This window comes from Actinoallomurus sp. CA-142502 (genome assembly GCF_050936355.1).
Taxonomy (GTDB): domain Bacteria; phylum Actinomycetota; class Actinomycetes; order Streptosporangiales; family Streptosporangiaceae; genus Actinoallomurus; species Actinoallomurus iriomotensis.
This window is the reverse complement of sequence record NZ_JBNJMY010000001.1, coordinates 4,044,690-4,058,961: the sequence shown is the minus strand read 5'-3', so window position 1 is coordinate 4,058,961 and position 14,272 is coordinate 4,044,690. Positions and strand designations below refer to the sequence as shown.

Sequence of the window (14,272 nt, the reverse complement as noted above, 5' to 3'; positions counted from 1 at the left end):
CGCGGACGTCGGGCGGGACGGGCCCCGGCCGCCACCGGCGGTCAGGCGCCGAGCAGCTCCAGAATCTTCGGCCCGAGCGCGGTCACGTCTCCGGCGCCCATGGTGATGATGACGTCCCCCGGCTTCGCCATCGCCGCGACACGCCCGGCCGCCGCGTTTCCGTCCGGTTCGTAGACGACGCCGTCGTGGGGCACGGCGTCGGCGACCAGCTCACCGGTCACGCCGGGAATGGGATCCTCGCGGGCCGGGAAGACGTCGAGCACGACGACCTCGTCGGCCAGGCCGAGCGCGGCGCCGAACTCGGCCCCGAAGAACTTCGTGCGGCTGAACAGGTGCGGCTGGAAGACCGCGATGATCCGGCCACCGCCGAGACCGCTGACGTAGTCACGGGTCGCCCGCAGGTCGGCGGCCAGCTCCGTCGGGTGGTGGGCGTAGCTGTCGAACACCCTGACGTCCCCGGCCTCTCCCTTGGGCTCCAGGCGGCGCCGCGCCCCCGTGAACCCGGCCAGGCCCTCGGCGACGGCGTCCGCCGGCACCCCCAGCTCGACGGCGGTGGCGTACGCCGCCGTGGCGTTGAGGGCGTAGTGGCGTCCCGGTACCGACAGCCGCAGCTCACGCTCGCCGACGGTGAACCGGGAGCCGAACCCCTGAGGTGTGAAGCCCGTCACCCGGTAGTCGGCGTCCGCGGCCTCGCCGTACGTGCGGACCGTCAGGCCCCGTCGCGCGCCGTCCTCGCCCAGCGCCCGGGCGACCGGGTCGTCCGCGCACACGACGAGCAGCCCGCCCGGCCGGACCCGCTCGGCGAACCGGGCGAAGGTCTCCTTCACCTTCTCGAAGCTGGCGTAGTTGTCCAGGTGGTCCGCCTCGACGTTGGTCACGATGGCGACCTTCGGGGCGAACATCAGGAACGAGCCGTCGCTCTCGTCGGCCTCGGCGACGAACAGGTCGCCGGACCCGTCGGCGGCGCCCAGGCCGGTGGTGACGAGCTGGCCCCCGATGCAGTACGACGGGTCGGCGCCGGCGTGCTGCAGGGCGACCGTCAGCATCGAGGTGGTCGTGGTCTTGCCGTGCGTGCCGGCGACCGCCACGGACCGGCGGCCGTCCATCAGGGACGCCAGCGCGGCGGCGCGGTGCAGGACGAGCAGGCCGCGCTCGCGGGCGGCGGCCAGCTCCGGGTTCGTCTCGCGGATCGCCGTGGAGACGACCACCGTGGTCGCGTCGCCGACGTGCTCGGCGGCGTGGCCGACGTACGTCGTCGCGCCCAGCTCGCGCAGGTCCGCCAGCAGGTCGGAGTCTTTCGCGTCACTGCCGGAGACCGGGATGCCGCGCCCCAGCATGATGCGGGCGATGCCCGACATGCCGGCTCCGCCGATGCCGACGAAGTGGACGCGTCCCAGCCGATCGGCCGGCACGACCTCGACCGGCGTGACCAGGCTCATGTTTCTCTCCCTGCGGTTCGGGCGCCGGTGTTCACTCGCCGGCCGCCACGACCCGGGCGACCATGGCGGCGAGGGCGACGTCGGCGTCTCGGCGGCCCATGCGGGCCGCGGCCTCGGACATCTGAGCGACCCGCTCGGCGTCGGACAGGACCGGCAGCACGTTGGCGCGGATCCAGTCGGCGGTCAGCTCGGCGTCCTCGACCAGCAGGCCGCCGTTGCCCGCCACGATCGGCTCGGCGTTGAGGCGCTGCTCGCCGTTGCCGATCGGGAGCGGGACGTACGCCGCGGGCAGCCCCACCGCGGTCATCTCCGCGCAGGTCATCGCGCCCGCCCGGCACATCGCGAAGTCGGCCGCGGCGTACGCCAGGTCCATCCGGTCGCAGTACGGAAGCATGATGTACGCGGGGTCGTCGGGCGTGACCTCGGGCTCGCTGGCGTTCTTGGGGCCGACGATGTGCAGGATCTGGATGCCGGCGGCGCGCAGGGAGTCCACCGTCGCGGTGAGCGCGCGGTTGAGCGAGCGCGCTCCCTGCGACCCGCCGAAGACCAGCAGGGTCGGCAGATCCGACCGCAGCCCGAAGTGCGCCCGCGCCTTGTCGCCCATGGCCAGCCGGTCGAGGGTGGCGATCTCCCGGCGCAGCGGGATGCCGACGACCTCGGCGTGCGGCAGCGGCGTGTCGGGGGCGGCCACCGCGACGTGCTCGGTGAACCGCGCGCCCAGGCGGTTGGCCAGGCCGGGCCGCGGGTTCGCCTCGTGCACGATGATCGGCACCTTGCGGCGGCGGGCGGCGAGGTAGCCCGGGGTCGCGACGTAGCCGCCGAAGCCGACCAGCACGTCGGCCTGGACGCGGTCGAGCACGGCGGCGGCCGTGTTGATCGCGCCGGCGAGCCGGCCGGGCACGGTCAGCAGGCGCGGCGTGAGCGTGCGGGGCAGCGGCACCGGCGGGATCAGCGCGAGTTCGTAACCGCGCTGGGGCACGAGTCTGGTCTCCAGGCCCCGCTCGGTGCCCAGGCAGGTGACCTGGACTCCGGGGTCCTCGCGGCGCAACGCGTCGGCGAGGGCCAGGCCGGGTTCGATGTGTCCTGCGGTCCCGCCTCCGGCCAGGACAACCCTCATGCTCGTGCTCCTGCTCATCGGTCGCTCAACCTCGTCACTAGCTCCGCGTGGCCGGCCTGGTTCGACCGCCCACGCCGCTCGCTTCGCCGGGTCATCGGTCGCCCTCGGTACAAGCACGCTCAGCGCTTGGCCAGGCCCAGCCAGCTTAGAGCCAGCGTGGCCGGACCCGGACCACGCGCCGCCAGGGCCTGCCGGGCGCCGGGCTCGCGCTTGGCGAACGACAACAGCATGCCCAGAACGATCAGCGTGGGGATCAGTGCTGACCCACCGTACGACACCAATGGCAGAGGGATACCCGTAATGGGCAGGACGCCGATCACCGCGCCGATGTTCACGATCGCCTGGACGGCCAGCCAGGCGGTGGCCCCGGCCGCCGCGAGCTGCATGAACGGGTCCTTCACGCGCCGGGCGATCCGCAGCCCGGCGTACGCCAGCAGGCCGAACAGGCCGAGCACGACGAGCGTGCCGATCAGGCCGAGCTCCTCGCCGATGATGGCGAAGATGAAGTCGGTCTCGGGGTTGGGCAGGAAGTTCCACTTGGCGCGGCCCTCGCCCAGGCCGGTGCCGAACCAGCCTCCCGACGCGATGGCGTACAGGCCCTGGATGCCCTGGTAGTTGAGGGAGAGCTGGTTGCCGGACTGGTCGAGGAACCCGGTCAGCCGTTGCAGGCGGTACGGCTCCACGACGATGAGGATGGCGACGAGCACGCCGGTCACGCCCGCCAGGCCGACGAAGAGCCGGCCGGGGGCGCCCACGACCCACAGGATGGCCAGGAAGATCGTCAGCAGGACGAGGGTGGTGCCCAGGTCGCTGCCGAGCATCACCAGCATGACGAGGACGCCGGTTCCGGGCAGCAGCGGGATCAGCAGCTGCCGCCACTCGGTGAGCTGGCGGAGCCGCTCCTTACGGGCCAGCAGGTCGGCGCCCCACAGGACCAGCCCGAGCTTGGCCGGCTCCGACGGCTGGAGCTGGAACGGCCCGCCGAAGCTGATCCAGCGCTGTGCGCCGTTGGTGCTCTGGCCGAGCCCGGGGACGAGCACCACGACCAGGGCCAGCGCCGACAGCAGCATCAGCGGGTAGGCCAGCGTGCGGAAGATCTTGGCCGGCATCCGGCTCGCCAGCCACATCAGCGGCAGCCCGATCGCCACCCACAGCGCCTGCTTCTCGAACAGCGTGAACGCCGAGCCGGTGTTCTGGTACTGCCGGACGCTGGAGGCCGACAGCACCATCACCATGCCGAGCGCGAGCAGCAGCATCGAGCAGCCCAGCACCAGGTAGTACGAGGTCAACGGCCGGTCGAGCAGGCCCGCCATACCCGGGAACCAGCCGCGCGGCCCCGGCTCCTCCTCGTCGGCCCGTGCCCTCAGCTCGCCGACACTCATGCTCACTCTCCTCGCCCGCCCACGGTGCCCACAGGTCGCCGCCGCCCCTCCGGGCGGGCTCGCTCCGTCGCTCAGGACGCGGTGAGACGCCTGACCGCGGCGGCGAAGGCCTCGCCGCGTGCCGGGTAGCCGGCGAACATGTCGAAGGAGGCTCCGACCGGCGCGAGCAGCACCGTGTCGCCGGGCCGCGCCAGGGCGGTGGCCGCGGCGACGACACGGTCCATGGCCCCAGTGTCGGTGTCGGCGACATCCACCACCGGGACATTCGGCGCGTGTCGCGCAAGTGCCGTCGCGATCTGTGCCCGGTCACGGCCCATGAGGACCGCGCCGCGCAGCCGCCCGGCGCACGAGCGGACGAGTTCGTCGACGTCGGCGCCCTTCAGCAGGCCGCCGGCGATCCACACGATCGGCTGGTACGCGGCCAGCGACGCGGCCGCGGCGTGCGGGTTGGTGGCCTTGGAGTCGTTGACGTAGGCGACGTCGCGGACGGTGGCGATCAGCTCGATCCGGTGCGGGTCGGGCGTGAACCGGCGCAGCCCCTCGCGTACGGCTTCGGCCGGCACGCCGAACGCGCGGGCCAGGGCCCCGGCCGCCAGGGCGTTGGCCACGTTGTGCGGGGCGTAGGGGCGCACGTCGGCCAGTTCGGCCAGCTCGGCCGCCTCGCATGCCGGGTCGCCGGTGAAGGCCCGGTCGACCAGCAGGTCCTCCACCACGCCGAGCTGACCGGCCCGCGGCGAGCCCAGCGTGAACCCGACCGAGCGCTCGGCGCGCTCGCCGAGCCGGAGGGACCACTCGTCGTCCGCGTTCACGACGGCGAGGGTGCCCGGAGCGAAGATCTTGCCCTTGTCGGCGGCGTACGCCTCCAGGGAGCCGTGCCAGTCGATGTGGTCCGGCGCCACGTTGAGCACGGTCGCGGCGTACGGGCGGACCGAGCCGGACCAGTGCAGCTGGAAGCTGGACAGCTCGACCGCCAGCACGTCGTACGGCTTGGCGCCGTCGCCGGTCACGGCCTCCACGATCGGGGTGCCGACGTTGCCGACGGCGAGCGTGCGGTGGCCGGCGGCCTCGAGCATGCACGCGAGCATGCGCACGACGGTGGTCTTGCCGTCGGTGCCGGTGATGGCCAGCCACGGCGCGGCGCCGGGGCCGCGCAGACGCCAGGCGAGCTCGACCTCGCCGATGATCTCCACGCCGGCCTTCGCCGCGGCGGCGAGCAGAGGCGCGTCGGGCCGCCAGCCCGGTGACGTGACGACGAGGTCCGTCCCGTCCGGCAGCGTCTCGCCGTCGCCGAGGCGCACCGTGACGCCGGGCAGCGCGAGCTTGTCGCGCAGCGCCTCGTCGTCACGCGCGTCGACGACCGTGACCCGCGCGCCCCGCTCCGCCAGCACGCGCGCCGCCGCCCGGCCCGAGATGCCCGCACCCGCGACGCAGACGGCGCGGCCGTGCCACTCGCCGGTCAATGGCCCGGCATCCATTCGATGTAGAACAGTGCCAGCCCGGCGGCCACGCACAGCGCCGAGATCAGCCAGAACCGCACCACGATCGTGGTCTCCGCCCAGCCGGAGAGTTCGAAGTGGTGCTGCAACGGCGCCATCTTGAACACCCGTTTACCGGTCAGCTTGAACGACCCCACCTGGATGATCACCGAGAGCGTGATGATCACGGGCAGGCCGCCGAGGACGATGAACAGCATCTGGGTGCGGGTCATCACGGCCAGACCGACGATCACGCCGCCGAGGCCGAGCGAGCCGGTGTCGCCCATGAAGATCTTCGCCGGCGGGGCGTTCCACCACAGGAACCCGACGAGGGCGCCGAGCACGGCCGAGGCGACGACCGCCAGGTCGAGCGGGTCGCGGACGGTGTAGCAGTTCGGGGCGAGGGCGACCTCGGTGCAGCTGTTGCGCAGCTGCCAGTTGCCGATCAGCACGTACGCGCCCAGGACCGAGCCGACCGCACCGGCCGCCAGGCCGTCCAGGCCGTCGGTGAGGTTCACCGCGTTGGACGTGCCGGCGATCATGAGCAGCGCCCAGCCGACGAACAGGTACGGCCCGATCGAGGGGCCGAAGTCACGCAGGAAGGACAGGTGCGTGGTGGCGGGGGTGATGTCGTAGCCGTTGGGGAAGCGCAGGGACAGCAGCGCGAACACCACGCCGACGATGATGATGCCGATCATCTTGGCGCCGCTGCGGAGGCCCAGGCTGCGCTGTTTGAAGACCTTGATGTAGTCGTCGACGAACCCGACGACGCCGAGCCCGGTCATGAGGAGCAGCACGAGCACGCCGGAGACCGTCGGCCGCGTGGTCGTGGCCAGGTGCGCGATGAAGTACCCGACGAGCGCGGCGACGATGAAGACGGTGCCGCCCATCGTGGGCGTGCCGCGCTTGCCGAGGTGGGCCTGCGGGCCCTCCTCGCGGATCATCTGTCCGTAGCCGAGCCGGCGCACGAGCCGGATCCAGACGGGCGTGCCGAGCAGCGCGATGATCAGTGAGAGGGCCGAGGCGACCAGGATGGTCCTCACGCGTCGTCGCTCCCCTCGACGGGTACGGCCGCCAGCACGGCCTCGGCGACCCGTTCGAGCCCGGCGACGCGCGATCCCTTGATCAGCACGACGTCACCCGGCCGCAACCGTTCGCCCAGCGCGGCCACCGCCGCGCCGACATCCTCGACCTGCACGCCTTCTCCTGTCCATGTGCCCACCTGCTCCGCGCCCTTCAGCACGGCCTCGGCGGTGTCGCCGACGGCGACGAGACCCGCCAGGCCGCCACGGGCGGCGTAGGCTCCGATCTTCTCGTGCTCCTCGACCGTCGACGCGCCCAACTCCGCCATTCCGCCGAGCACCGCGTACGCGCGTCCCCCGCGTGCCATGTGAATGACGGTGTCGAGGGCGGCGCGGACGGACTCGGGGTTGGCGTTGTAGGCGTCGTTGACCACCGTGACCCCGTCGGGGCGCTCGGTGACCTCCATGCGCCAGCGACTGGCGGGCTCGGCCTCCGAAAGCCCCTCGGCGACGTCCGCGACCGGCATGCCCAGGCACCGCGCCGCGGCGGCGGCCGCGAGGGCGTTGGCGACCGCGTGCGCGCCGTGCAGCCGCAGCCGCACCGCGGCCGAGCCCTCGGGTGTCACCAGCGTGAACCGGGACCGGCCCGCCTCGTCCAGCGACTCGTCGACCGCGCGCACGGTCGCGTCCGGCGCCCGGCCGAACGTCACGATCCGCGCCGAGGTGCGGGCGGCCATCGTGCGTACGAGCGGGTCGTCGGCGTTGAGGATCGCGGTGCCCTGCGCCGACAGGGCCTCGACCAGCTCGCCCTTGGCCTGGGCGACGACCTCCCGGCTGCCGAACTCGCCGATGTGCGCGCTGCCGACGTTGAGGACGATGCCGATGTCGGGCGGCGCGATCCGGGCGAGATGCCTGATGTGCCCGAGGCCCCGCGCGCCCATCTCGAGGACGAGGTAACGGGTGTCCTCCGTGGCCCGCAGGACGGTGAGCGGATGGCCGATCTCGTTGTTGAACGAGCCGGGCGGCGCGATGGTCGGGCCCAGCCGTGACGTCAGGTGGGCGAGGAGGTCCTTGGTGGAGGTCTTGCCCGCCGAGCCGGTCAGGCCGGCCACGGTCACCTGCGGCAGCCGGTCGACGACCGCGCGGGCGAGCACCCCCATCGCGGCCGGGACGTCGTCCACGATCACGGCCGCCGTGCCGACCTCGCGCTCGGCGAGCACCGCCACGGCGCCCGCCGCCACCGCCTGGCCGGCGAAGTCGTGGCCGTCGAGGCGTTCGCCGCGCAGTGCCGCGAACAGCGCGCCGGGCCCGGCCTTGCGCGAGTCGATGACGACCGGCCCGTCGACGACGGCCTCCGGGGACGCCCCGTCCAGCTTGCCGCGGGTGATCTCCGCGATCCGCGCGAGCGAGAGTGGGATCAAGACTGCTCCTCGTCCTCGGCCGCTGCGGCCGTGGTGTTCGCGACATCGCCGAGGGCCTCGTGGCGCTCGCGCAGCGCCCGCCGTACGACCTCACGGTCGTCGAACGGCAAGACCTCACCGGCGATGTACTGCCCCTGTTCGTGACCTTTGCCGGCGACGAGCACCACGTCGCCCCGCCGGGCCCGGCCGACCGCCAGCGCGATCGCCGCCGCCCGGTCGGGCTCCACGACGATGTGCGCCCGTTCGTCCTCCGGCACGGTGAGTACTCCCCCGACCATAGCGTTGAGTATCGCCCAGGGGTCTTCGGTGCGGGGGTTGTCGTTGGTGAACACCGCCACGTCGGCCCTGCGTGCCGCGAGCTCGCCCATGACCTTGCGTTTGCCCTTGTCACGGTCGCCGCCGCAGCCGAGCACGATGGTGAGTGTGCCCTTGGTCAGCGGGCGGAGGGTGCCGAGCACGGCCTCCACCGCGCCGGGTTTGTGCGCGTAGTCGACCAGGGCGGTGAAGTCCTGTCCCTCGTCCACCGGCTCCAGGCGCCCGGGAACGCCCGTGAGGCGTCCGATGCCGTTCACCGCGGCCTGCAGCGGGATCCCGGCCTCCACGAGCGCCACGATCGCGCCCAGGGCGTTGGCGACGTTGAACGGGCCCGGCAGCGGCACCCGCGCCTCGGCCTCGACGCCGCCCGGCCCGATCACCCGGAAGGTGCTGCCGTACGGCTCGAGGCGCACGTCGGTGGCGCGCCAGTCGGCGCCGGGGTCGCCCTCGGCGGAGAACGTCGTCACCGGGACCTTGGCGATGTGGGTGAGGCGGCGGCCCCAGTCGTCGTCGACGTTGACCACGCCGAGGCGGCTGAGCTCGGGCGTGAACAGCCGCGCCTTGACGGCGAAGTACGCCTCCATGGTGCCGTGGTGGTCGAGGTGGTCCTGGGACAGGTTCGTGAACAGGGCGACCTCGTAGAAGGCCCCGCCGACGCGGCCGAAGTCGAGCGCGTGGCTGGAGACCTCCATGGCCGCCGCCGTCACGCCGCGCTCGCGCATGAGCGCGAGCAGCGCGTGCAGGTCGGTGGCCTCCGGCGTGGTCAGCGTGCTGGGGAGGGTCTCGCCGGCGACCCGGAGCTCGATGCCGCCGATCAGGCCCGTCTCGTGACCGGCCGCCCGCAGGCCCGCCTCCAGCAGGAACGTCGTGGTGGACTTGCCGCTCGTGCCCGTGACGCCCAGCAGGGCCACGTCGCGCACCGGCCGCCCGTACACCCAGGAGGCCACCTCGCCGAGCACCGCGCGCGGGTCGTCGACGACGAGCACGGGGATCCCGGCGCGCTCGGCCCGGATCCGGCCCTCGTGGTCGGTGAGGATGCCGGTGGCCCCCGCGGCGGCGGCCTGCTCGGCGAAGACGGCGCCGTGGAAGCGGCTGCCGGGCAGCGCGGCGTACAGGTCGCCCTTGAGGACCCTCCTGGAGTCGTGTGTCACCCCGGTGACCATCCCCCGTATCGGCTGTCCCTGCTCGCTCAGGCCGAGCAGGGACACGAGCCCGGACAGTGAGCGGGCGGGCACGGACTTGGGGCGCATGGGATCGGGTCTGTTGGACACGGCGGAGAGAGTACCGCCGGTCACCGGTGGTCTGCGTAGATTCGGATCTTCGGAGACTTGCTGCCGGTCGGCGGAACCCGGCGGCTCTGCAGTGCGAAGCTCATGACGTCCTTGAACACGGGTGCCGCGACCTCGCCCCCGTAGTATCCCTTCTGCGGCTTCTGCAGCACCACCTCGACCACGAGCTGCGGGTCGTCGGCGGGCGCGAAGCCCACGAACGTCGAGGTGTAGCCTCCCCCGGTGTAGCAGCCGCAGTTGGGGTTGACCTTCTGCGCGGTGCCGGTCTTGCCCGCCACACGGTAGCCGGGGATCTGCGCCTCCGGCGCGGTGCCGTCCTTGCTCGTGACGCCTTCGAGCATCCGGGTCAGCTGGCTCGCCGTGGACTGCTTGATCACCCGGCGGGAGGACGGGCGGGCCGACGGCGTGAAGACGCCCTTGTCGTCGGTCGTGCCGGCGAGGAGGTTCGGCGTCACCCGCACGCCGCCGTTGGCGATCGTGGCGTAGACGCTCGCGGTCTGCAGCGCGTTGACCGACACCGACTGGCCGAACGCGATGGAGTAGCGGTCGGTGCCCCACCACTGGTCGACCGGCTTGAGGATGCCCGGGCTCTCGCCGGGCAGGCCGACCCCGGTCTTCTCGCCGTACCCGAACGCCTTCATGTACTGGTACAGCTGCGTCGCCGTGACCTCTTCGCTGGCCAGGATGGTGCCGATGTTGCTCGACTTGGCGAGCACGCCGCCGAAGGTGAGGTGCTCGGTGCCGTGGACCTCCGAATCATGGAAGGTGCGGTCGAAACGGGTCAGGCTGCCGGGCACGGTGAACGGGGTGTTCGGCGTGACGCCGCCCGCCTCCATCGCCGCCGCGGCCGTGATGACCTTGCTGGTGCTGCCCGGTTCGAAGCCCTCCTGGACCACCCGGTTGCCCAGGTCGACCGCGCGCGCCTTGTAGTAGGTCGCCGGGTCGAAGGTGGGCGCGGTGGCCATGGCGACGACCTGCCCGTTCCGCGGGTCCATGACGATGACGCTGCCGCTCTGCGCGCCGGTCGCCTTGACCTGCTTGGCGATCGCGTCCTGGGCCTTCCACTGGATGTCGCGGTCGAGGGTGAGCCGGATGCCCTTGCCCGGGATCGGCTTGCTCATCTCGTCCTCGCCCATCGGGATGCGCTGGCCGGTCTCGCTGAGCTCGACCTTCTGCCAGCCGCTCTTGCCCTTGAGCATGGTGTTCATGCTCGACTCCAGGCCCGCGCCGCCGTCGCCGTCGCCGTTGACGAAACCGGCGACGTTGGCGGCGAGATCGCCGTCCGGGTAGACGCGGCGGTACTCCTGCAGCGAGCCGATGCCCTTGAAGTCCATCGAGGTCACCATGCGGGCCCGGTCGGGCTCGACGTGGTGGACCAGCTCCACGTAGCGGTTCATCTTCGAGCCGGGCGTGAGCTTCTTGATCACATCGGCCTGGTCGAGACCGAACATCGACGCCATCGTGGCGGCGATCCGCTGCCGCTGGCCGGGTTCGACCATCACCGGGTCGGCGTAGATCACCCGCGCGTCGACGGTCATCGCGAGCGGCTGGCCGTCGGCGAAGCTGATCGGCCCGCGGACGGCGGGCAGGTCGATGCGGTTGAGCCGCTGGCGCACGGCCGCCTCGGCGTAGCCCTTGGCCTCGATGCCCTGAAGCTGGACCAGCCGGCCGGCGAACAGCGACAGCACGAACGCGACGAGCAACAGGCCGACGTTGAGCCGCTTGACCGGGTCACGGCGGATCATCAGGCCGCGCGGCCGCGCGGGACGCCGCGGCGGCGGAGCCGCGGGGCGCGGAGGCCTGCGTCGGGACGGCGGCGCCTTGGTCGCGGCGCCACGGCCACCGCCGCTGCGGGGCGCGGAGGCGCGCGGACCGGACGGGCGGCCGTTCTGGCCGCTCTTTCCCGGGCCCGCGCCGCGCGGCCCGCCGGGGGGTGGGGCGGCCGGGCCGCGGCCGCGGCGTGCCGTCACCGCGTGCCGCCTCCCTTCCGACCGGCGTCGTGAGGAGTGTTCCCGGTGGATGAGGGCGGCTTGCTCGTCGGTGTGCCCTTGGCCGGTGCGTTGGCAGGCGCGCCGACGGGCGGCATGATCGCGCCGGGTGCTCCGGCCACGCCGGCGCCGGCTGCCGCCGCCATGGCCTCGTCGGAGACTCCCGGCGGGCGGGCGCCGCTCTCGGTGACCCGGCCGGTGCGCGCGTCGATGAACGCGGGCCGCTTGCCGTCCACCATGCCGAGCGCGCGCGCCTTGGCGTGCAGCACCGCCGGGTTTCTTTCCCGGTCGATGTCCTCCTGCAGCGCCTCCTTGCGCTCGCTCAGCTGCTGGTTGCCGCGCTGCAGTTCGCTCAGGCTGAACGCGTCCTGGGCGAGCACGGTGTTGAGGAGCAGGAGGCTCACCAGGGCCCCGCCGAGCAGGCCGACGACGAGCAGCACGAACGGGGCGCGCGGCGGTGGCGCGGTCCGGCGCGCCGCGGCCTTCGGCGGCGGCTTGCGGGTCGCCGCGGACCGGCGGCGCTCCGTAGTGGTCGCCGGACGCGCCTTGACGGCACTCCCCTTGGCCGCGCCGCTCTTGGCGGGGCCGGTCTTGGCGGCACCGCTCTTCGCCGCGCCACTCTTGGCGGCACCGGTCTTGGCGGCACCGGTCTTCGCGGTGGCCTTCTTCTTCGGCGCACCGGGCCGGGCGGCGCCGGTCCTCGCCGTACGCTGCTTGACCGCTCCGCCCCTGGCCGCGTCGTCCTGGGACTCATCCGGCTCGGGCGGGCGGCGGCGGCGCGCCGACCGCGAGGCCGCCGCGTCATCGTCCCCGCGCGGGCGGCGAGTGCGGGTCTCCTGCGGCGGAGTCGTGATGGTCATGTGGTGCCTCCTGCTTGCCTCCGCCCGCTCGGCGGGTCTTCGTCGAGCGGCCTGGTGCCGCCTCGCGGACGTCCCTCACGCTCACGGATCCGCTCGACGGCGCGAAGACGCGCCGACGCCGCCCGTGGGTTGGTCGTGGTCTCTTCCTCGGACGGTTGCTCCGCGCCCCGGGTGAGCGGGCGGAACCGCGGCTGTAGTTCCGGCAGGGGAACCGGCAGGTCGGGTGGGGTGGTGTCGGTGGTCTGCGCGGCGAAGGCCCGCTTGACGATGCGGTCCTCGAGCGAGTGGTAGGACAGGACCGCGACGCGGCCGCCCACCACGAGTGCGTCGAGCGCGGCCGGGATGGCCCGCTCGAGCGTGGGGAGCTCGCCGTTGACCTCCATGCGCAGGGCCTGGAAGGTGCGCTTGCCCGGGTGGCCTCCGGTGCGGCGCGAGGCGGCGGGGATCGCGTCACGGACGATCTCGACGAGCCTGCCCGTCGAGGTCAGCGGGGCGCGCCCCCGCTCCCGTACGATCGCCTCCGCCACGCGCCGCGCGAACCGCTCCTCGCCGTAGTCGCGCAGGATGCGCGTGAGGTCCGAAGCGGAGTATGTGTTGACCACCTGCTCGGCGGTGAGCTCCTGGGTGCGGTCCATCCGCATGTCGAGCGGTGCGTCGTAGGAGTAGGCGAAGCCGCGCTCGGCCTCGTCGAGCTGCGGCGAGGAGACTCCGAGGTCGAAGAGCACGGCGTGGACACCGGGGATGCCGAGCTCGGCGAGAACCCGGGGAATCTCGTCGTAGACCGCGTGGACGAGACGGGTGCGCCCGGCGTAGGCCTCGAGCCGCCGCCCGGACCGCTCGATCGCGCTGGTGTCGCGGTCCAGACCGATGAGCGTGACACGCGGGTGGGCCTCGAGCACGGCCGCGGCGTGCCCGCCGAGGCCGAGGGTCGCGTCGACGAAGAACACGTCCTCATCGGAGGGCGTCGACAGGGCCGGCCCCAGCAGTGCCAGGATCCGGTCGAGCATGACCGGCACGTGCCCCGTCGCGCGTGGTCCCCCCTCGCGCTCTTCGTCGCCTCGCATCGAGTACCTCTCACATGACGCCACTGCTCGCGGACGGCGCTGATGCCGCGCTCGCCTGCTGGTCCGCCGTACCGGAGGCGCGCATAAGGCAACCCCGGACGGCCGATGCGGACTCGCACGGGACGCGATCGCCCCGATGCGCTCTGCGGCTCACCGCTCAATGGCTTCTTCGCCGGCCCCCGTTACGGACTTCGCCCGGCCAGGTCCCCATCCGCTGTTCCGTGGAGGAAGATGTGCTACGGCCATCTGGCACCGGGGAAGGTGCGCCAGTTGGGAGCGGGTGGAGACCTCGCCGAACGGATCCGCGACCGGCGATGGTGCGGTCAGAGAATTCCGGGCAGCACCTCCTCGGACAGATCGGAGAACTGTGGCTCCTGCTCCGCCAGGTAGGTCTCCCACGCGGTCGCGTCCCAGATCTCCAAGCGCGTGTTGGCTCCGATGACGGCGCAGTCGCGGCTCAGGCCGGCGTACGCGCGCAGAGCCGGTGGAATGGTGATCCGCCCCTGTTTGTCGGGAACCTCATCTGAGGCGCTGGCGAAGAAGACCCGGCTGTAGTCCCGGACGGCCTTGGCGGTGACCGGTGCGGTGCGAAGCGCCTCGGTGATGCGCTGGAACTCCGCCTCAGGAAAGACGTAGAGGCAGCGCTCCTGACCCTTCGTGATCACCAATCCCCCCGAGAGCTCCTCGCGGTACTTCGCCGGCAGGAACAGCCGTCCCTTGTCGTCAAGGCGCGGTGAATGAGTGCCGAGGAACATCCGGCCTCACCTCCGCCCCCCGTGAGGCCATGCACCCTGCCCCACGGCGCCCCACTCTACTCCACTCTGCCCCACGGTCAACGACCAAAACGCCTGGCTCGCGGCGTTCTCCACGACAAAGCCGCAGGTCAGAGAGGTGGAGCAG

General features: G+C 72.7%; 11 protein-coding genes. All 11 read right to left on the bottom strand.

Features of this window, described 5'->3' with window-relative positions:
• Positions 1-41: 41 nt before the first annotated feature.
• The 11 genes from murC to mraZ all read right to left on the bottom strand — a co-directional run bounded on the left by murC (position 42) and on the right by mraZ (position 14,127).
• Positions 42-1,439, bottom strand: coding sequence for a UDP-N-acetylmuramate--L-alanine ligase (gene murC, locus ACQEV1_RS19645; protein WP_285616857.1), 1,398 nt, complete (start codon positions 1,437-1,439; stop codon positions 42-44).
• A 31-nt stretch (positions 1,440-1,470) separates the two neighbouring features.
• On the bottom strand, positions 1,471-2,556 hold the full coding sequence (gene murG / locus ACQEV1_RS19640; protein ID WP_285566539.1) for an undecaprenyldiphospho-muramoylpentapeptide beta-N-acetylglucosaminyltransferase: 1,086 nt from the start codon (positions 2,554-2,556) through the stop codon (positions 1,471-1,473).
• Positions 2,557-2,675: 119 nt separating this feature from the next.
• Positions 2,676-3,938 carry a putative lipid II flippase FtsW gene (ftsW, locus tag ACQEV1_RS19635; RefSeq protein WP_432705512.1) on the bottom strand — a complete coding sequence of 421 codons (1,263 nt, stop codon included), beginning with the start codon at positions 3,936-3,938 and terminating at the stop codon, positions 2,676-2,678.
• Positions 3,939-4,009: 71 nt separating this feature from the next.
• Positions 4,010-5,398 carry a UDP-N-acetylmuramoyl-L-alanine--D-glutamate ligase gene (gene murD / locus ACQEV1_RS19630; protein WP_433395056.1) on the bottom strand — a complete coding sequence of 463 codons (1,389 nt, stop codon included), beginning with the start codon at positions 5,396-5,398 and terminating at the stop codon, positions 4,010-4,012.
• Positions 5,395-6,456, bottom strand: coding sequence for a phospho-N-acetylmuramoyl-pentapeptide-transferase (mraY, locus tag ACQEV1_RS19625; RefSeq protein ID WP_285566543.1), 1,062 nt, complete (start codon positions 6,454-6,456; stop codon positions 5,395-5,397). The genes murD and mraY overlap by 4 nt, the downstream gene beginning before the upstream one ends.
• Positions 6,453-7,856: a UDP-N-acetylmuramoyl-tripeptide--D-alanyl-D-alanine ligase gene (locus ACQEV1_RS19620; RefSeq protein WP_433395053.1), complete on the bottom strand. Its 1,404-nt coding sequence runs from the start codon at positions 7,854-7,856 to the stop codon at positions 6,453-6,455. The genes mraY and ACQEV1_RS19620 overlap by 4 nt, the downstream gene beginning before the upstream one ends.
• Positions 7,853-9,421, bottom strand: coding sequence for a UDP-N-acetylmuramoyl-L-alanyl-D-glutamate--2,6-diaminopimelate ligase (locus ACQEV1_RS19615; protein WP_285618851.1), 1,569 nt, complete (start codon positions 9,419-9,421; stop codon positions 7,853-7,855). Before ACQEV1_RS19615 ends, ACQEV1_RS19620 begins: the two co-directional genes overlap by 4 nt.
• A 41-nt stretch (positions 9,422-9,462) precedes the next feature.
• Positions 9,463-11,205 (bottom strand): peptidoglycan D,D-transpeptidase FtsI family protein, encoded by a 1,743-nt coding sequence (locus ACQEV1_RS19610; RefSeq protein WP_433395051.1) that lies wholly within the window; start codon positions 11,203-11,205, stop codon positions 9,463-9,465.
• Positions 11,206-11,426: 221 nt separating this feature from the next.
• Positions 11,427-12,308, bottom strand: a complete 882-nt coding sequence (locus ACQEV1_RS19605) for a hypothetical protein (RefSeq protein ID WP_433395049.1) — start codon at positions 12,306-12,308, stop codon at positions 11,427-11,429.
• Positions 12,305-13,372: a 16S rRNA (cytosine(1402)-N(4))-methyltransferase RsmH gene (rsmH, locus tag ACQEV1_RS19600; protein ID WP_285616865.1), complete on the bottom strand. Its 1,068-nt coding sequence runs from the start codon at positions 13,370-13,372 to the stop codon at positions 12,305-12,307. The genes ACQEV1_RS19605 and rsmH overlap by 4 nt, the downstream gene beginning before the upstream one ends.
• A gap of 323 nt (positions 13,373-13,695) precedes the next feature.
• Positions 13,696-14,127 (bottom strand): division/cell wall cluster transcriptional repressor MraZ, encoded by a 432-nt coding sequence (gene mraZ / locus ACQEV1_RS19595; protein ID WP_285616866.1) that lies wholly within the window; start codon positions 14,125-14,127, stop codon positions 13,696-13,698.
• Between the last annotated feature and the right edge of the window lie 145 nt (positions 14,128-14,272).